Origin of the sequence: Paraburkholderia elongata (genome assembly GCF_013177735.1) — a bacterium.
GTDB lineage: Bacteria > Pseudomonadota > Gammaproteobacteria > Burkholderiales > Burkholderiaceae > Paraburkholderia > Paraburkholderia elongata.
In genome coordinates, this window is the sequence record NZ_WOEZ01000228.1 from 36412 (window position 1) to 54386 (window position 17975).

The following is a 17975-nucleotide window of genomic DNA, read 5'->3' on the forward strand; positions in this document are numbered from 1 at the left end:
GAACCCTTCCGGCGAGCACGCAGTGCGAGGCGGGAAGCATGAGCGCCTTGTCACTCACGCTGAAGGTGCGAGGGCACGGATTCCAGATGTTCCACTACCGCTACTGTGCGGGGGACCCGCTTAGCAGGGGGTTCGAGCCGCTTTCTTTGCTTATCTTTCTTTGCGGCGGCAAAGAAAGTAAGTGCCTGCCCCGCACAGGGGCGAACGCTAATAGACCAATAAGAAAACAAGGAAAGGCCAACGCCATAAGCGCACAGACACAGAGCGCCGCGCAGGCAAACAAACCAAGCAAAGCCCAACGCCGCAGGCAAACAACCAAACCCACTGCCAAAGGCAAAAACCAAACCTTAAGCCGCGACTAAAAGCCCATCCGCGGAGCGGACCACCTGCTGCCGGGCAGCAAAAGCCTCCCCGATCATCAGAAGACTAGGCTGCGAAGCATCAAGCCACTGCTGGGCTTCACCACAAGCGAGCTCCGAAAGCGTGAGCGTGAGCATCCGCTCACGAGGCGTACTACAGGCTTCGACAATCGCCACGGGCGTAGCACCATCGCGCCCGGCATCAATCAACTGTTGAGCGATCTCAGGCCCACTATCCCGCCCCATATAGAACACGAGCGAATCAGCATTCACCTGCTCACGAATCGCCTCGGTATCAGCTGCCCGGCTATGCGTAGCCAACGCAACACTACGAGACACACCGCGAAGCGTCAACGAACGCTTCAACGAGGCCGCACTAGCCAGCGCAGCCGTAATCCCGGGCACCACCTCATACTCGATCCCCGCCGCCTCAAGCGCCCGCATCTCCTCATCGGCACGCCCGAATAACATCGGATCGCCACCCTTCAGGCGCACCACCACATCGTGCTCAAGCGCCGCATCCACAATCTGCTTGTTGATGAACTGCTGAGCCGTAGAGAGCTGACCGCAACGCTTGCCAACAGCAATCCGCCGCGCATGCGAAGGCGCGTAGTCGAGCATAGCGGGCTCGACCAGCGCGTCATGCAACACCACATCCGCCATGCCGAGCAGCCGCGCTCCGCGCACCGTAATGAGATCCGCGGCCCCTGGCCCTGCACCGATCAGATACACCTTACCCATTTGCCTCAGTCCCATTCGTCCGGTTCGTGCAAAACCCAAAGCGCGATGGCGCGTCAATCATCCAGTCGGTGACTTAAGCCGAAAACGACCGAATCATCCCAGCCGCAACCGTGTGGTGCGTCGCTTCATCGATCAGCACGAATGCACCCGTGCCCTGATGCGAGTCGTACACGTCGCACACCAGCGGCTTTTGCAACGTCAGCGACACGCGGCCAATGTCGTTCATCGTCAGGTCCTTGCGATCGGTCGCCTGCGACAGCGTATGCACGTCGAGCACTTCCTTGATCGACCCGATCCGCGCGAACACCGTGTTGGTGGTCTGCTTCAACAGATACTTGCGTTGCGTCGACAGCGGCGTGTCGTCGAACCAGCACAGATCGGCTTCCAGCTTCTTCGCCGGTTCCGGCGCTGCCTCACGCAGCACGAAGGTATCGCCACGCGACACGTCGACGTCTTCCGCCAGACGGATCGTCACGGTTTGACCGGCAAACGCGCGGTCCACCGCCGCCGTACCGCCCGTCACCGGCGCGATGATCTCGGCAACCGTCGCTTCGCGGTTCGCCGGCAGCACGACGATGGTGTCGCCGACCTTCACCTCACCGGCTTCGACACGGCCCATGTAGCCGCGGAAGTCGTCAGCCTGGCTGCCGTCCTGACGCGCCACCCATTGCACCGGAAAACGCAGCGCCTGGCCCGTCGGAACTTCGACCGGCAACGCTTCGAGCAAATCGAGCAGCGGCTCGCCTGCGTACCACGGCATGCTTTCGCTGGCCGTCACGATGTTGTCGCCTTTCAGCGCCGATACCGGCACGAAGCGCACGTCGTCCAGACCCAGTTGACGCGCGAGTTCGACATACGCGTCACGGATTTCGTTGAAGCGCGTTTCGCTGTAGTCGACGAGGTCCATCTTGTTGATCGCGACAATCGCGTGCTGCAGACCGAGCAGCTTCACGATCGCGCTATGACGCTTGGTTTGCGGCAGCAATTGCGCGACACCGTCGACGAACGTCACACGCGTTGCGTCGACCAGAATGATCGCTGCATGCGCCGTCGATGCGCCCGTCACCATGTTGCGCGTGTACTGTTCGTGGCCCGGGGTGTCGGCGATGATGAACTTGCGCTTTGCCGTTGCGAAGTAACGGTATGCGACGTCGATCGTGATGCCCTGCTCACGTTCGGCTTCGAGGCCATCGGTCAGCAGCGACAGATCGATTTCGTCGCCGACGGTACGCTTATTCTTCGCGCGCGACAGTGCCGAGAGTTGATCGGAAAGCACAGCCTTGCTGTCGTACAGCAGGCGGCCGATCAACGTGCTCTTGCCGTCGTCGACGCTGCCCGCAGTGATGAATCGCAGCACGCCGAGGTCTTCTGGTTGGTGAATACCGCTCATGATTGTCTTGCCCTCGTGTGCTTAGAAATAACCTTGCTTCTTACGCTGTTCCATCGCGGCTTCGGAGACCTGATCGTCCATCCGCGTCGCGCCACGTTCCGTGATTTCGGTCACGGCCGTTTCGGCGATGATCTTCTCGAGATCATCAGCATCGCTTTCCACCGGGCACGTGCAGCTGATATCGCCCACGGTGCGGAAACGCACCAGCGCGGTTTCGCTGGTCTCGCCTTCACGCATCGGCGTGAGCGGCGTGACCGGCACGAGCAGGCCGTTGCGGCGCACGATCTCGCGTTGATGCGCGTAATAGATCGACGGCAGTTCGAGTTGTTCGCGGGCGATGTACTGCCACACGTCGAGTTCGGTCCAGTTCGAGATCGGGAACACGCGCAGATGTTCGCCGTTGTGCAGACGCGCGTTATACAGGCTCCACAGTTCCGGGCGCTGCGCCTTCGGGTCCCATTGGCCGAATTCGTCGCGGAACGAGAAGATCCGTTCTTTTGCACGGGCCTTTTCTTCGTCGCGGCGCGCGCCGCCGATCAGCGCCGTGTACTCATGTTCGGCGATCGTCTCGAGCAGCGTGACGGCCTGCGCGGCATTGCGCGAATCCAGTTCGCGGCGCAGACGCACCGTGCCGCGCTTGATCGAATCTTCGACGTGACCCACCACCAGTTCAGCGCCGATCTCTTTCGCGCGGCGATCCCGGAAGTCGATCACTTCGTCGTAGTTGTGGCCGGTGTCGATATGCACGAGCGGGAACGGTAGTACGGTCTTGCGATTCGCGCCAATGCCGAAGGCCTTCAGCGCGAGGTGCAGCACCACTACCGAATCCTTGCCGCCTGAAAACAGCAGCGCGGGCTTGCTGCATTCGGCGACCAGTTCGCGCAGGATGTGAATCGACTCGGCTTCGAGCCAATCGAGGTGATCCATCCGGTTCGCCGTGTTGGCAAGCGGTGCATTGACAGTGGAATCGAGCGTGGTGCTCATGTTTGGGTCCTTCGTTGATTCGCTTGGGCGGGCGGTTGCTCGCGGAGGCGAAAGTATTCAAATCGGTATGTGCGGCGTTCAAGCTAAAAACCAAGACCTGAACCGCCTGAATGCTTTATGCCGAAGCGTTCTCGCTGCTGACGGGGATCGGCGTAATCGTCGTGATGTGCAGTCCGCATTCCTTCGTATCGCGCGACTCCCACCACCAGCGCCCTGCCCGGCTGTCTTCACCGGGACGGATCGCGCGGGTACAAGGTTCGCAGCCGATGCTCGGGTAACCGCGCGCATGCAGCGGATTGACCGGCACGTCCAACGCTTTCAGATAGTCCCACACCTCAGCTTCGGTCCAGTCCGTCAGCGGATTGAACTTGGCGATGTTGCGCGCCGCATCGTGTTCTTCCTCGTGCAGTTCGGCACGCGTCACCGACTGCTCGCGGCGTTGGCCCGTCACCCACGCGCTCACGTCCGACAGCGCGCGGTTTAACGGTTCGACCTTGCGGATTTCGCAGCAACGCTTGCGCAGATCGACGCTTTCATAGAACGCGTTGAGACCATGCGAGCCGACATATTCGTCAACCGCGGCAGCTTGCGGATGAAACTGCTCGATGTCGTAACCGTAGCGCTCTTTCACACGATCGAGCATGCCGAGCGTTTCCGCATGCAGACGGCCCGTGTTCAGCGAGAAGATGCCGATCTTCACGCCACGCGACAGAATCGCGTGGGTGAGCAGCATGTCTTCCGCGGCGAGGCTGCTGGCGAGCTTCACATTCGCGTGACGCGCGGCGATCGAATCGAGCAGCGCATTCAGGCGCTCGACCTTCGCGGCGAGTTCCGGAGTGAGAGATTGAGCGCCGCTCATGCCGAAGCCTTTGCCAGTTCGCCCGCTTCACGGCGGCGGAACAGCGGCGACGAGTTCACCGCGCCCTGATAGTTGAAGCTGAATTCGTCGAACGCCTTGAGCGCGTCGTCGAAGTCTTTATCCGAACGCAATGCGTAAGCGTCGAAGCCGCAGCGGAACATGAACGTCAGTTGATCGCGCAGCACGTCGCCGATCGCGCGCAGTTCGCCCTTGTAGCCATAGCGCTCGCGCAACAGGCGACCGATGCTATAGCCACGGCCGTCGCGGAATACCGGGAAGTCCACCCCGATCAGCGCGATCGTGTCGAAGTCGACGACGATATCCGCCGGTTCGCTATCCGGCGCGAGCCACACGCCGATTTCAGCGGTGCTGCGCGAAGCGATCAGCGCATCGCGCTCAGCCTGCCACAGCGCGAGCGGCACCAGCACTTTGCCGGCCGGCAAGGTATCGACTGCGGGCAGCGTGCCGTCTTCAGCGGCGCGCACCACCGTCCAGTCATCGTTGACGATCGCGCGGTTCTTGATGATAGAAGCCATCTGTTCAGTATCCTTTTCGCGGTTACGCGTGAGCCGGTTGGCGCGAGGCGTACACACGTTCCTTGAACGGGGTGATGCCGATGCGGTTGTACGTTTCGACGAAGCGCTCGCCTTCGTGGCGGTTTTCCACGAACGTATCGATCACCTTGCTGATCACGTCCGGCATTTCTTCCGCCGAGAACGACGGGCCGATCACGCGGCCGAGATGAGCGCCCGTGGCGCCCGTACCCTGCTCGCCGCCGAGCGTCACCTGATACCACTCCGAGCCGTCCTTATCGACGCCCAGAATGCCGATATTGCCGACGTGGTGGTGACCGCAAGCGTTGATACAGCCCGAGATGTTCAGCGACACGTCGCCGAGGTCGTACACGTAGTCGAGATCGTTGAAACGTTCCTGAATCGCCAGCGCGATCGGAATCGACTTCGCATTCGCGAGCGAGCAGAAATCGCCGCCCGGGCACGCGATGATGTCGGTCAGCAAACCGATGTTCGGCGTCGCGAAACCTTGCGCCTTGGCCTTTTCCCACAGCGCGAACAGGTCGCGCTTCTTCACGTTCGCGAGAATCAGGTTCTGCTCGTGCGACACGCGGATTTCGCCGAGCGAGTACTCGTCGGCCCAATCGGCGACCGCTTCCATCTGCGCGTCGGTGGCGTCGCCCGGGGCGATCGTGGTCGGCTTCAGCGACAGCGTGACTGACGAATAGCCCGTCACCTTGTGCGGACGCACGTTACGTTCAACCCAGCGCGCAAACGCACGGTTTTCCAGCAGATGCGTTTCGAACGATGCATCCGTGTCGGCCAGCTTTTCATACACCGGCGGCTGGAAGTATTGCGATACACGATCCACTTCCGCTTGCGTGAGCGTCGACGGACCGTCCTTCAGGTGTTGCCATTCTTCTTCGACCTGCGCCGAGAATTTCTCCGGGCTCAACGCCTTCACGAGAATCTTGATCCGCGCCTTGTACATGTTGTCGCGACGGCCATAGCGGTTGTACACGCGCAGCACGGCTTCGCAGTAGGTCAACAGGTGTTGCCACGGCAGATCTTTACGGATGATCGCGCCGATGATCGGCGTACGGCCCATGCCGCCGCCGGCCAGAATGTCGGCCACCAGTTCGCCCTGCTCGTTCTTCTTCAGATACACGCCCATGTCGTGAATCTGCACGGCAGCGCGGTCTTCCTTCGAACCCGACACGGCGATCTTGAACTTACGCGGCAGCCAGGCGAATTCGGGGTGGAACGTCGACCATTGGCGCAGGATTTCTGCCCAGGGACGCGGATCGACCACTTCGTCTGGCGCTACGCCCGCGAACTGGTCGGCCGTGATGTTACGGATACAGTTGCCCGAGGTCTGGATGCCGTGCATCTGGACGGCCGCGAGCTTGCGCAGGATTTCCGGCGTTTCTTCGAGCTTGATCCAGTTGTACTGGATGTTCGAGCGCGTCGAAAAGTGGCCGTAGCCGCGGTCGTGCTCGCGCGCGATCTGGGCCAGCACGCGCATCTGGTCGCTGCGCAGGTTGCCGTACGGAATCGCGATGCGGTGCATATACGCGTGACGCTGCAGGTACAGGCCGTTCTGCAGGCGCAGCGGACGGAACTCCTCTTCGCTCAATTCGCCCGACAAACGGCGGCGAACCTGATCGGCGTATTGCGCGACCCGCTCATCGACGATGGTCTGGTCGTACTGATCGTATTGGTACATTCGGGGACCCCAATTTTTTGCGTTACACGTGGCGTTCCGGTTACGCCGCGCTCCGGATACCTCTATTTGTCAGTCCAGCCGAGCCAGGGTTTAGACCTATCTCTCATTTGCTTATGACAAATACAGATATCCATATTGAAAAAGATGGACAGATCGTAATAAACTCGCCTTATATTTCAAACGACTAAAAAATTCTTTTGATATGCGGAGAGGTTATATATGAACCTGCATCAATTCCGCTTCGTCCGCGAGGCTGTGCGGCAGAATTTCAACCTGACCGAAGCGGCCAAAGCCCTGTATACAAGCCAGCCGGGCGTCTCCAAGGCGATCATCGAGCTGGAAGACGAGCTTGGCGTCGAAATCTTCACCCGGCACGGCAAGCGCGTGCGCTCCCTGACCGAGCCGGGGCGCATCATTCTTCAGTCGGTTGAGAAGATTTTGCAGGAGGTCGAGAGCCTCAAGCGGGTCGGTAAAGATTACGCGGCGCAAGATCAGGGCAATCTGGTGATCGCCGCCACCCACACCCAGGCACGCTACTCACTTCCGGCCGCCATCGCCGAATTCAAGAAGCGCTTCCCGAAAGTTCACCTTTCAATTTTGCAAGGCAGCCCGACGCAGGTCGCCGAGATGGTGATTCACGACCAGGCCGATCTGGCCATCGCGACCGAAGCGATCGCTAATTACAAGGAACTGGTCTCGCTACCGTGCTTCCAGTGGCACCACGTCGCCGTGATGCAGCCGGATCATCCACTGCTCGAGCGCAAACTTTTGTCGCTGGATGATCTGACCCAATATCCGCTGATTACGTACGACAACGCGTTCGCCGGCCGCACCAAGATCAACGAGGCGTTCCGCCTGCGCGGACTGCATCCGGACATCGTGCTGGAGGCGATCGACGCCGACGTGATCAAGACCTACGTGGAACTGGGACTGGGCGTCGGCATCATGGCGGATATCGCGTTCAACGCCGAGCGCGATCGCCATCTGCGCGCGATGCCGGTCGGCCACCTGTTCGGCAGCAACGTGACGCGGGTCGCGCTGAAACAGGGCGCGTATCTGCGCAGCTATGTGTATACGCTCGTCGAACTGCTGTCACCGAGCATGAACCGCAAGCTGATCGAACAGGCGCTCAAAGGCGAACACGAAACCTACGAACTTTGAACGGACCATGCTTCCCGCCACGGAGACCCTTGATGACGTCGCATAAGAACAAACTTCGCGGCCTCGCCGCTCTCGGCGCGCTCTTGCTCGCCACCGCAGCACAGGCCGACATCAAGGTCGGCATCGATCTGTCGAGCACCGGCCCCGCCGCGGTGATCGGCATTACGAGCAAGAACGCGATGCTGATGTGGCCGGCCACGATCGCCGGCCAGAAAGCCGACTACATCTTCCTCGACGATGCCTCCGACCCGGGCAACGCGGTTCGCAACATCCGCAAGCTGATCAATGAAGACCACGTCGACGTGATCGTCGGCCCGAATATCACGCCGGCCGCGATGGCGGCGCTCGACCCGGTCGCGGAAAGCCAGACGCCGATGATCACGCTGATCGGCTCGGCGAGCGTGGTCGAACCGCAGGAAGGCAAGAAGGTGTGGGCCTACAAGATGGCGCAGACCGATAGCGCGATGGCCGACGTGATGACGCGCTACATGTCGAACCACAACGTGAAGTCGGTGGGCTTCATCGGTTTCGCGGACGGTTACGGCGAGAGCTGGCTCAACGAGTTCAGCAAGTTCGCCGCTTTGCGGCATATTCAGTTGGTGGCGACGGAGCGCTATAACCGCACCGACGCGAGCGTCACCGGCCAGATTCTCAAGCTGATGGCCGCCAAGCCCGACGCGATCCTGATCGCCGGAGCCGGCACGCCGACCGTGCTGCCGCAACGCACGCTGATCGAACGCGGATTCAAAGGCCCGATCTATCAGACGCACGGCATCGCCACGCCCGAGTTCATCAAGCTGGGCGGCAAGGACGTGGAAGGCACGCTGTTCCCGACGCAGCCGGTCGTGGTGGCGCGCACGCTGCCGGCCGATCATCCGGCGAAGAAGGCGGCGCTCGCGTTCACCAACGAATACGAAGCGAAGTACGGCCCGGGCAGTGTGACCCAATTTGCGGGCGATGCGGCCGGCGTGTATCCGCGTTTGCAGGATGCAGTAGCGCGTGCGTTAAAGACGGCGCAGCCGGGCACGCCGGCTTTCCGCGTTGCGTTGCGCGACGAACTGGAGCACGCACATGAACTGGTCGTGCCGAACGGTGTGGTCAATACGAGCCAGAAGGACCACGTCGGTCTGGATCAGCGCGCGAGCGTGATGGGAATCATCAAGAACGGAAAATTCGTTTACTTGAGCCAGTAACGGCTCGCGCGCCGCATGCAAGCTGCGTGTACCATGCTGACGGCCAGCTTGCGGTGAACGCGGGCTCAGGCTAATTTTGCCGATTCCGTGCGAGCGCGCGGCGCCTTGCGACCACAAGGCCGCCGCCTCTCGCCAGCCCGTGAAGTCCGTCAGACCGCGCATGAAAACAACCAGAAAACGCATCATCTTCGCCGCCGTTGTAGCCGTTGTGATCCTCGCCATCGCGATCGGCCACGCCATCAAGAAGCGTAGCGGCGCCGTTGCCGCCGGCGTCGAGGCACCCTCTTCCGTCGTCGAATTCGCGCCTGACGATCTCACCACCGTCAGCCGCCGCACCCTCTCCGAAACGCTGCCGCTGACCGGTTCGCTGCGTGCCGTCACGCAAGCCGCGGTCAAATCGAAAGTGGTCGGCTCGGCGCTCAACGTGATGGTGCGCGAAGGCGATCCGGTCAAGACCGGTCAGATCCTCGCGAAGATCGACGCCCGCGACTACGTCGCCCGCGCCGAACAGACGCGCGGCCAGATGGCAGCCATGGCCGGCCAGCTCGACATTGCCAAACAGATCGCTCGACAACAACCGCGTGCTGGTCGAAAAGTGTTCGGCACCGGCACGATCTCGGTCGGCAGCCGGCAGGACGTGCTGGTGGTCCCTGCCACCGCCATTCGTACGGACGGCACGCGCCACAGAGCAAGCTGGTCGAGCAACCGGTAGAGACCGGCGCGACCGGCGATGCCGACGGCGACACCTGGACCGAGATCGTCGGCGACCCGTTGGCGCTCGGTCAGCAGATCGTGAAGAACAATCTCGGCTCATTGCGGATCGGCAGCACCGTGCATGTGGTACAGCCCGCCCAATCGGCACCTTCCGCCCAACCAGGGCTGGCCGCCCCGCAAGCGGCCAGCATGCCGGGCGCAAGCAGCGCACGCTGACCGGAGCCCTCGCCTATGTGGTTCACCCGCATCAGCATCGGCAACCCGGTGCTCGCCACGATGATGATGATGGCGCTTCTCGTCATCGGTCTGTTCTCTTATCAGCGGCTCAAGGTCGATCAGTTCCCGGACATCGCGTTCCCCGTCGTGGTCGTGCAGACCGCGTATCCGGGCGCGTCGCCGGAATCGGTCGAGTCGGACGTCACGCGCAAGATCGAGGAAGCGGTCAACACGATCAGCGGCATCGACGAAATCACCTCGCGTTCGTACGACGCGCAGTCGGTCGTGATCGTGCAATTCGATCTTTCGGTGGACGCGGTGCAAGCCGCCCAGGACGTGCGCGACAAGATCGCGCTGATCCGCCCCGATCTGCGCGACGGCGTGAAGGACCCGCGCGTGCTGCGCTATGACCCGTCGGATATGCCGACCATCACGGTGGCCATCTCGAACGCGCCGGGCGCGTCGCTGTCCACGCGCGATCTCACCACCGTCGCCGATCAGATCGTGCGCAAGCGGCTCGAAACCGTGCGCGGCGTCGGCTCGGTGTCGCTGGTGGGCGGCGTGAAGCGGCAGGTGCAGATCGACGTGAATCCGGAGAAGCTGCAGGCGCTTTCGATCGGCGTCGATCAGGTGATCCGTGCAGTGCAGAACGAGAATCAGGAGATTCCGGCCGGCCCGCTCACATCGAGCAATGTCGAACAGAGCGTGCAGGTCAAAGGCCGTTTCGAGAAACCGGACGACTTCAAACGCATCATCGTCGCGCGGCGCGGCGCGCAGTCGGCGATTCCGACAGCATCATCCGCGACGCAGCCCGTCACGCTCGATCAGGTCGCCGATGTGGTGGATGGCCAGCAGGAACCGGACAGCATGGCCCTGCTGAACGGGCAGCGCGCGTTGTTCCTGTCGATCATCAAGGCGCAAGGCGAGAACACCGTGGACGTTGCGCACGGCGTGCGTGACGCCGTCGCCCTTCTGCAGCCGCAACTGCCACCGGGCGTCAAACTCGATATCACCGACGATTCGTCTATCAACATTGAAGACAGCGTCAACGAAGTGAAGCGCACCCTGCTCGAAGGCGCGCTGCTGACGGTGCTGATCGTGTTCCTGTTCCTCGGCTCGTGGCGCAGCACGGTGATCACCGGCCTCACACTGCCGATCGCGCTGATCGGCACCTTTGCGGTGATGTACGCGTGCGGCTTCACGATCAACGTGATCACGCTGATGGCGCTGTCCTTATGCGTCGGCTTGCTGATCGACGATGCGATCGTGGTGCGCGAGAACATCGTGCGACACGTGCAGCTCGGCGCGGACCATCGCACCGCCGCGCTCGACGGCACCAAGGAAATCGCGCTCGCCGTGCTGGCGACCACGTTTTCGATCGTCGCCGTGTTCTTGCCGGTGGGCTTCATGGGCGGCATCATCGGCCGCTTCTTCCATCAGTTCGGCATCACGGTGGCCGCTGCCGTGCTGATCTCGATGTTCGTGTCGTTCACGCTCGATCCGATGCTGTCCTCCATCTGGCCGGACCCCGATCTGCACGATGCGGACACCGGCCGCAAAGGCTATCGCTATGGACGCGTGATCGAGCGTTCCCTGCATCTTTTCGACAAGCAGATCGACCAGCTCACCGCGTTCTATCAGCGCCTACTCGGCTGGTCGCTGAAGCATCGCGCGATCACGTTGGTCGTGGCGGCGGCCACGTTCTTCGGCAGCCTGTTTCTGGTGCCGTTCGTCGGCACCGAGTTCGTGCCGAATGCAGACTTCTCCGAAACGCAGATCGGTTTGAACACGCCGGTGGGCACCTCGCTCGAAGCGACCTCGGAGAAGGTGAAACAGGTGCAGGCGATTCTCGCCACCTACCCTGAAGTGCGCTTCAGTTACGCCACGGTCAATTCGGGCAACACGCAAGGCAAAAACACCGCGCTGATCACCGTGCGTCTGAAAGACCGGCGCGACCGTACGCGCGGCATGGTCGAATTGAACCAGGTGTTTCGCGCGCGGCTTGCCTCGGTGGCGGGCGTGTCGATTACCGAAATCGGCGTCCCCGACGGCGCCGGCAGCACGAAGGCGATCCAGTTGAGCTTGCAGGGCGACAACATCGACGAACTGCGCCGGCTTTCGGATGCGGCTCAAGCACGGATGGCGAAGATCCCGGGCCTCGTCGACCTCGATTCGAGTCTCAAGGCGGATAAACCGATCGTCGCGATCAATGTGAAGCGCGAACTGGCGTCCGACCTCGGTGTGGGCGTGGCAAATATCGGCACCGCATTGCGGCCGTTGCTCTCCGGCGATGCCATCAGCACATGGCGCGCGCCCGACGACCAGGACTACGACGTCAGCGTGCGCCTGCCGCGCTCGCAGCGCGAGGACGTCGACGATCTGGCCAAGCTGATGATCGCCACCAATCGCACCGACGCAAACGGCGCACCGGTACTGGTGCCGCTGCGGCAGATCGCGGACATCGTCAAGACGACCGGCCCCGATGTGTTGAACCGGCGTCACCTGCAGCGCGAGGTGATGCTGTCGGCGAACGTGAATGGCCGCTCGCCCGGCGAAGTGGCCGCGGACGTCGCGAAGGCGCTCGACGCGATGCATCTGCCGGCGGGCTACCACTATCGATTCGAAGGCTCGACCAAGAGCATGAACGAGTCGTTCGTGTATGCGGTGGAGGCGTTGGCGCTCGCGGTGATCTTCATCTACATGATTCTCGCGTCGCAGTTCGCGAGCTTCGCGCAGCCGCTCGCGATCATGGCGTCGCTGCCGCTTACGCTGATCGGCGTGCTAATTGCGTTGCTGCTGTTCGGCAGTACGTTGAACATGTTTTCGATCATCGGCTTCGTGATGCTGATGGGCCTGGTGACGAAGAACGCGATTCTGCTGATCGACTTCGCGAACCAGGCGCGGCGCGGCACCTTGCTCGATGCTTCCGGCAAAGGTCGCGTGATGCAGCGGCGTGAAGCGCTGCTCGAAGCGGCGCGTGTGCGTCTACGGCCGATTCTGATGACCACGCTGGCGATGATCTTCGGCATGCTGCCGCTGGCGGCGGCGCTCGGCGAAGGCGGAGAGCAACGCGGGCCGCTCGGGCAGACGGTGATCGGCGGGGTGATCACATCGTCGATTCTGACGCTGGTGGTCGTGCCGGTGGTGTATACCGTGCTGGAAGATTGGGCGGATTGGCTGCGGCGCAAGTTCGGACGCAAGGCGTACGTCGTAAAGGATCAGGCATAAGGGATAAGGCCCCGCAATGACGCAACTTCGCGCGCCCCGCGCGAAGTTGCTACAGTAGAAGCCTTTCCCCGACCCAGCAGTCTCACATCATGCGCACCACCCGAGCCATCCACGCTGTCGAGCGGCTGAAAACCCGCAGCGGCAATCCCCAGTTCGCGGCCATCAGCCTGTCTGGCGGCCTGTTCTATCTGGTCGACAAATCGAGCGGCACGGACAAGAAAGTCTCCGATCCGCTAACGCTCGACGACTTCGTCAAGTTCGTCGACGGTTTCGGACCTCCGAAACCGCGCAAGGCGAGCAAGCTCGATATCGCTTTTGAAGAGCAGATCAGGAAGAGCAAGGGCAGCTAGGCAGCGCCGCACCCCGTTTTTGACTATCTAAGATATCCGCTCCATGACCAGGACTAGCGCCAGGTCCGTCAGCATCGCGCCGGACCACAATCAACCCACCCTGTCGAAGGGCCAGAAAGCGTTCAACACGCTGATCAAACAGATCGAAAAGCGGCGCGCCAGTTTGAGCGTGTGGGAGGAGTTCGCGCCGGCTTTCCAGCAAAAGTACGTGAATGAACTGCTGCCGCTGGCGCAGAAGATGCAACATCTGCGTGCGCGAATGGCGCACCTTCTCGACGAGCAGAGCAACCAGAAACGTATCACCCAGACCGAACGGCGCACCCTTTCAGCGGTGATTGTCGATCTGGCGGCGAGGTGTCTCGGGGAAGAAGATAGCGACGAGTTGAAAGCGCTATACAACCGGCACAGCGGGTCCGACTACGACGACGAAAGAGCGTCCGAGTTAGACGAAATGAAATCGATGCTAGAGACGGTATTAGGCGTCGAGCTGGACGACATCGACATGAACTCGCCCGATGAAGTTCTGGATCGCCTGCAGGCGCATATCGAACAGGACGACGCTGCGCAAGCGGCGGAACATCAGGCGCGCCATGCGCAAAGCGCCCCGAAAAAGAAGACGGCGAAGCAAATGGCGGCCGAATTGCGCCGCGAGGAAGAAGAAGCGCAACTGAGCCGCTCGATTCGCGAGGTGTATCGTAAGCTGGCCAGCGCGTTGCATCCCGATCGCGAAACCGATCCGGAGGAACGCAAACGGAAAACTGCGCTGATGCAGCGAGTCAACGAGGCCTACAGCAAGAACAACCTGCTGCGTTTGCTCGAATTGCAGCTGGAACTGGAACACATCGATCAGAATGCGATCGATAACCTGAGCGAAGACCGGCTCAAGCATTACAACAAGATACTGAAGGAGCAGGTCGGCGAACTCGACGACGAAATCATGTTTGTCGAAATGGAATTCAAGGAACGCTACGGGCTCGACCCGATGGCTTCCATCACGCCGAAAAGGGCAATGCACGAGTTGACGGAGGATGTTTTTATGCTGCGGGAACAGATCCGTTCGCTCGAGTACGATCTGGTGGAATTCCAGGACCTCGGCACGCTCAAGGCCTGGTTGAAAATCAGGCGGCGTTGAAATTGAATGGCTCCCTTCGCTGCCGGGCGTGCACGTCACGTGTCCACGGTCAACCAGGTTCTATTGCGCGCCACTGACCGTCCGCCGCACTGCTTGCCAACACCGCATCGATGAAGCGCAGGCCCGCCACACCGTCATCCACCGTTGTGAGCAGCAGGCTTTCGGCGGGCAACGGTTGACCCGCATTCAACGCATCGATCTGTAACGCCGCATCCTTGTACAACTGCGCGAACGCTTCCAGATAACCCTCAGGATGCCCCTGTGGCACGCGCGTCGCATGCGCCGCGAGCGCGCTTTTCACGCGTCCACGCGTCAGGCGCTCTGCCGAGCCGCCCAGCGGCGTGAACCACAATTCGTTGGGATTCTCCTGATCGAAGCTCAAGCCAGCCTTCGTCCCGTACACCCGCAGACGCAGCGCATTTTCCGCGCCGCTCGCCACTTGGCTCGCCCACAGCATGCCACGCGCACCGTTCGGATAGCGCAGCATCGCCTGTACGTGGTCGTCGATACGGCGTCCCGGCACGAAGGTATGCAACTCCGCCGATAGCGACGACGGCGTCATCCCCGTCACGAAGGCGGCAAGGTGATACGCATGCGTGCCGATGTCGCCCAGACAGCCGGCAGGACCCGCTAACGACGGATCCGTACGCCAGCCTGCCTGCTTGTTCGTGCCGCTCGTTTCTATCGGTTCAGCCAGCCAGTCCTGCGCGTATTCGACTTGCACCACGCGTATGTCGCCGAACGCACCTTTTTCGATGAGCTCGCGAGCATGGCGCACCAGCGGATAACCGGAATACGTATGCGTCAGCGCGAACAGCCTGTTCTTCTCGCGAGCGAGCTTCGCTAGCGCCTCGCCTTCCGCCAACGAAATCGCCAGCGGCTTGTCGCAGATCACATGGATGCCCGCTTCGAGAAAAGCCGTCGCCACCGGCGCATGCAGATGATTCGGCGTGACGATCGCGACTGCGTCGATACCGTCGTGGCGAACGGCTTCGGCGCGCGCCATCTCGCGCCAATCCGCATAACTGCGCGCGATACCGGCCTCAGCCGCGCTCGCTTGCGCGCGCTGCGGATTGGACGACAACGCACCCGCCACCAGTTCGAACCGATCGTCGAGCCGCGCCGCGATCCGATGCACGGCACCGATAAACGCGCCTTGCCCGCCGCCGACCATGCCGAGCCTGAGTCTTCTTTGTGGCATAGCCCTCACTCCTTTGCGATCAGCTTCAGCCGCTGCACGGCTAAGCCGCAGCCAACGCGCTCTCAACTCACCTAAAGATCGCAGTCAAATGCCAAGCACGCGTTTTAGCTGCGCCGCATCCACGCCGCTGCCTGCGAAATCATCGAACGCATGCTCGGCCACGCGAATGATGTGGCGGCGAATGAACTCTGCGCCTTCACGCGCCCCGTCCTGTGGATGCTTCAACGCGCACTCCCATTCCAGCACCGCCCAGCCCGGAAAATCGTATTGCGCCATCTTCGAGAAGATCACGCCGAAATCGATCTGCCCGTCGCCGAGCGATCGGAAGCGTCCCGCGCGTTCAACCCAGCCGCTATAGCCGCCATACACGCCTTGCTTACCGTTCGGACGAAACTCCGCGTCCTTCACATGGAACGCCTTGATGCGCTCGTGATAGATGTCGATGAACGCAAGATAGTCCAGTTGCTGCAAGACGAAATGACTCGGGTCGTAGAGGATGTTCGCGCGCGGGTGCTGTTTCACCGTGTCCAGAAAGCGCTCGAAGGTCACGCCGTCGTGCAGGTCCTCGCCAGGGTGCAACTCGTAGCACACGTCCACGCCCGCTTCGTCAAACGCATCGAGAATCGGCGTCCAGCGGCGCGCGAGTTCGTCGAAGGCGGCTTCTACCAAACCTGCGGGACGCTGCGGCCATGGATAGAGATAAGGCCACGCCAGCGCGCCGGAAAACGACACGTGGGTGTTCAAGCCCAAACGTTGCGACGCCTTTGCCGTCAGCTTCATCTGATCAACCGCCCACTGCGTGCGCGCAGCAGGATTGCCGCGCACATGCTGCGCCGCAAATCCGTCGAACAACGTGTCATAGGCCGGGTGCACGGCGACGAGTTGCCCTTGCAGATGCGTCGACAGTTCGGTGATCGTCACGCCCGCATCTTCCGCGATCTCACGCAGCTCGTCGCAATAGGCCTGACTCGCCGCCGCCTGATCGAGATCGATCAGGCGCGTATCGCACGGCACCTGGATCCCCTTGAAGCCGAGACTCGCGGCCCAGCCAGCCAGATGCGCGAGGTTGTCGAACGGCACCTCGTCGCCCATGAACTGGGCGAGAAAAATCGCCGGCCCTTTGATGGTTTTCATCGTACGGTTCCTCGAACTATGGCGCGCCTGCCATGCCTCTGCGTCATACCTTTGCGACAAACACATGGCAAGCGCACTCCGGATGCCCGGGATCAGAACGGCGAGTCAGGAAAATAGAACTGCTGCGCGTTTTCCTTCGTGATCAGCACCGACGGAATGATCGTGGTCGGCGGCAGTTTGTCGCCCTTCAGACGCGCTTCGGCGGTGAGCTTGATCGCGTCGTAGATGAATTTCGGCGAGTACGAGACGTCCGCCTTGATCATCGGCGCGCCGTCCATCACGTTCTTCACCATGCCCTTCGATCCCGCTCCGCCGAAGACGATCTTGATGTCGGTACGCTTGGCCTGCTCGATCGCCTTGAGGACCCCCACGGCCATGTCGTCGTCGGCAGCCCAGACCGCGTCGATGTGCTTGAAGCGCGTGAGGTAGTCCTGCATCACCTTGAACGCGTCGTCGCGATTCCAGTTCGCGTACTTGGCGTCGAGAATCTTGATGTTCGGATACGCCTTCAGCACACCCGTAAATGCGGTCCAGCGTTCGTTGTCGAGCGTCGTCGGAATGCCGCGCAGCGCGACGATGTCGCCCTTGCCATCGAGCGCTTTCGCCAGATACTCGGCGGGAATCTTGCCGAACGCGGTGTTGTCACCCGCAACGTAGGCGTCCTGTGCGCTGGTGTCAGTCAGACCGCGATCCACCACCGTCACGAACACACCCTTCTTCTTCACCTGGGCAACAGGCTGCGTAAGCGAGGCCGATTCGAACGGGAAAATCACCAGCGCATTGATCTTGTTCACCGTCACCAGATCCTGCAACTGGTTCGCCTGTTCAGGCGCGCCGGCCGCGGTCTTCACGATCACTTTCAGATCGGGATGCGCTTTCTCCAGATCGGCTTTCGCCTTGTTCGCCCACCAGACGATGCCGCCCGTAAAGCCGTGGTCGGCTGTCGGAATCGCGACGCCCAGCGTGACTTTTTCATCGGCACGCGCGACGCCTGCCGTGCCCAGTATCCCCAACGCCAGCATGCCGGCGCCGACCGCTCGAATGACCTGCTTCATGGTTGTGTCTCCTGTGTCGA

The 17975-nt window shown here is 61.6% G+C and carries 15 protein-coding genes; 6 read left to right on the top strand and 9 right to left on the bottom strand.

The window, feature by feature from the left end; translation table 11 throughout:
• Positions 1 to 347 precede the first annotated feature (347 nt).
• From cobA to GNZ13_RS40150, 6 genes are all read right to left on the bottom strand, one after another.
• A complete protein-coding gene (gene cobA / locus GNZ13_RS40125; RefSeq protein WP_172175731.1) occupies positions 348 to 1100 on the bottom strand; it encodes a uroporphyrinogen-III C-methyltransferase in 753 nt (250 codons plus the stop codon).
• A gap of 73 nt (positions 1101 to 1173) precedes the next feature.
• Complete coding sequence (locus GNZ13_RS40130) at positions 1174 to 2490, bottom strand: sulfate adenylyltransferase subunit 1 (RefSeq protein WP_172175642.1); 1317 nt, start codon at positions 2488 to 2490, stop codon at positions 1174 to 1176.
• Between the two features lie 21 nt (positions 2491 to 2511).
• On the bottom strand, positions 2512 to 3474 hold the full coding sequence (cysD, locus tag GNZ13_RS40135; protein ID WP_063495035.1) for a sulfate adenylyltransferase subunit CysD: 963 nt from the start codon (positions 3472 to 3474) through the stop codon (positions 2512 to 2514).
• Between the two features lie 115 nt (positions 3475 to 3589).
• Positions 3590 to 4333 carry a phosphoadenylyl-sulfate reductase gene (locus tag GNZ13_RS40140; RefSeq protein WP_172175644.1) on the bottom strand — a complete coding sequence of 248 codons (744 nt, stop codon included), beginning with the start codon at positions 4331 to 4333 and terminating at the stop codon, positions 3590 to 3592.
• Entirely contained in the window at positions 4330 to 4869 is a 540-nt protein-coding gene (locus GNZ13_RS40145; RefSeq protein ID WP_172175646.1) for a DUF934 domain-containing protein, read from the bottom strand. Before GNZ13_RS40145 ends, GNZ13_RS40140 begins: the two co-directional genes overlap by 4 nt.
• A gap of 22 nt (positions 4870 to 4891) precedes the next feature.
• The gene (locus GNZ13_RS40150) at positions 4892 to 6571 is read right to left on the bottom strand and encodes a nitrite/sulfite reductase (protein WP_172175648.1); all 1680 of its coding nucleotides are present in this window, start codon (positions 6569 to 6571) and stop codon (positions 4892 to 4894) included.
• A 219-nt stretch (positions 6572 to 6790) separates the two neighbouring features.
• Here GNZ13_RS40150 and GNZ13_RS40155 point away from each other — a divergent pair, with 219 nt between their 5' ends.
• The 6 genes from GNZ13_RS40155 (at position 6791) to GNZ13_RS40180 (ending at position 14565) form a co-directional block, all read left to right on the top strand.
• Positions 6791 to 7732 (top strand): CysB family HTH-type transcriptional regulator, encoded by a 942-nt coding sequence (locus GNZ13_RS40155; protein ID WP_172175650.1) that lies wholly within the window; start codon positions 6791 to 6793, stop codon positions 7730 to 7732.
• 32 nt (positions 7733 to 7764) lie between these two features.
• Positions 7765 to 8925 (top strand): ABC transporter substrate-binding protein, encoded by a 1161-nt coding sequence (locus tag GNZ13_RS40160; RefSeq protein ID WP_172175652.1) that lies wholly within the window; start codon positions 7765 to 7767, stop codon positions 8923 to 8925.
• 160 nt (positions 8926 to 9085) lie between these two features.
• Positions 9086 to 9637 carry an efflux RND transporter periplasmic adaptor subunit gene (locus GNZ13_RS40165; protein WP_172175654.1) on the top strand — a complete coding sequence of 184 codons (552 nt, stop codon included), beginning with the start codon at positions 9086 to 9088 and terminating at the stop codon, positions 9635 to 9637.
• Positions 9638 to 9870: 233 nt separating this feature from the next.
• Positions 9871 to 13083, top strand: coding sequence for an efflux RND transporter permease subunit (locus GNZ13_RS40170; RefSeq protein WP_172175656.1), 3213 nt, complete (start codon positions 9871 to 9873; stop codon positions 13081 to 13083).
• An 89-nt stretch (positions 13084 to 13172) separates the two neighbouring features.
• Positions 13173 to 13433, top strand: a complete 261-nt coding sequence (locus tag GNZ13_RS40175) for a hypothetical protein (RefSeq protein WP_063495029.1) — start codon at positions 13173 to 13175, stop codon at positions 13431 to 13433.
• Between the two features lie 43 nt (positions 13434 to 13476).
• Positions 13477 to 14565, top strand: coding sequence for a J domain-containing protein (locus tag GNZ13_RS40180; protein WP_172175658.1), 1089 nt, complete (start codon positions 13477 to 13479; stop codon positions 14563 to 14565).
• Positions 14566 to 14614: 49 nt separating this feature from the next.
• Here the strand turns inward: GNZ13_RS40180 and GNZ13_RS40185 are convergent, their stop codons facing one another.
• From GNZ13_RS40185 to GNZ13_RS40195, 3 genes are all read right to left on the bottom strand, one after another.
• A complete protein-coding gene (locus GNZ13_RS40185; RefSeq protein ID WP_172175660.1) occupies positions 14615 to 15766 on the bottom strand; it encodes a Gfo/Idh/MocA family protein in 1152 nt (383 codons plus the stop codon).
• Between the two features lie 84 nt (positions 15767 to 15850).
• Positions 15851 to 16900 carry a sugar phosphate isomerase/epimerase family protein gene (locus GNZ13_RS40190; protein WP_172175662.1) on the bottom strand — a complete coding sequence of 350 codons (1050 nt, stop codon included), beginning with the start codon at positions 16898 to 16900 and terminating at the stop codon, positions 15851 to 15853.
• 92 nt (positions 16901 to 16992) lie between these two features.
• Positions 16993 to 17955 (bottom strand): substrate-binding domain-containing protein, encoded by a 963-nt coding sequence (locus GNZ13_RS40195; RefSeq protein WP_172175664.1) that lies wholly within the window; start codon positions 17953 to 17955, stop codon positions 16993 to 16995.
• Between the last annotated feature and the right edge of the window lie 20 nt (positions 17956 to 17975).

What these genes read in the sequence shown, in the direction of transcription:
- GNZ13_RS40180 (WP_172175658.1), top strand. Translation starts at nt 13,477, where the DNA reads ATGACCAGGACTAGCGCCAGGTCCGTCAGCATCGCGCCGGACCACAAT.
- GNZ13_RS40160 (WP_172175652.1), top strand. Translation starts at nt 7,765, where the DNA reads ATGACGTCGCATAAGAACAAACTTCGCGGCCTCGCCGCTCTCGGCGCG.
- GNZ13_RS40145 (WP_172175646.1), bottom strand. Translation starts at nt 4,869, where the DNA reads ATGGCTTCTATCATCAAGAACCGCGCGATCGTCAACGATGACTGGACG.
- cysD (WP_063495035.1), bottom strand. Translation starts at nt 3,474, where the DNA reads ATGAGCACCACGCTCGATTCCACTGTCAATGCACCGCTTGCCAACACG.
- GNZ13_RS40165 (WP_172175654.1), top strand. Translation starts at nt 9,086, where the DNA reads ATGAAAACAACCAGAAAACGCATCATCTTCGCCGCCGTTGTAGCCGTT.
- GNZ13_RS40195 (WP_172175664.1), bottom strand. Translation starts at nt 17,955, where the DNA reads ATGAAGCAGGTCATTCGAGCGGTCGGCGCCGGCATGCTGGCGTTGGGG.
- GNZ13_RS40185 (WP_172175660.1), bottom strand. Translation starts at nt 15,766, where the DNA reads ATGCCACAAAGAAGACTCAGGCTCGGCATGGTCGGCGGCGGGCAAGGC.
- GNZ13_RS40155 (WP_172175650.1), top strand. Translation starts at nt 6,791, where the DNA reads ATGAACCTGCATCAATTCCGCTTCGTCCGCGAGGCTGTGCGGCAGAAT.
- GNZ13_RS40140 (WP_172175644.1), bottom strand. Translation starts at nt 4,333, where the DNA reads ATGAGCGGCGCTCAATCTCTCACTCCGGAACTCGCCGCGAAGGTCGAG.
- GNZ13_RS40190 (WP_172175662.1), bottom strand. Translation starts at nt 16,900, where the DNA reads ATGAAAACCATCAAAGGGCCGGCGATTTTTCTCGCCCAGTTCATGGGC.
- GNZ13_RS40150 (WP_172175648.1), bottom strand. Translation starts at nt 6,571, where the DNA reads ATGTACCAATACGATCAGTACGACCAGACCATCGTCGATGAGCGGGTC.
- cobA (WP_172175731.1), bottom strand. Translation starts at nt 1,100, where the DNA reads ATGGGTAAGGTGTATCTGATCGGTGCAGGGCCAGGGGCCGCGGATCTC.
- GNZ13_RS40130 (WP_172175642.1), bottom strand. Translation starts at nt 2,490, where the DNA reads ATGAGCGGTATTCACCAACCAGAAGACCTCGGCGTGCTGCGATTCATC.
- GNZ13_RS40175 (WP_063495029.1), top strand. Translation starts at nt 13,173, where the DNA reads ATGCGCACCACCCGAGCCATCCACGCTGTCGAGCGGCTGAAAACCCGC.
- GNZ13_RS40170 (WP_172175656.1), top strand. Translation starts at nt 9,871, where the DNA reads ATGTGGTTCACCCGCATCAGCATCGGCAACCCGGTGCTCGCCACGATG.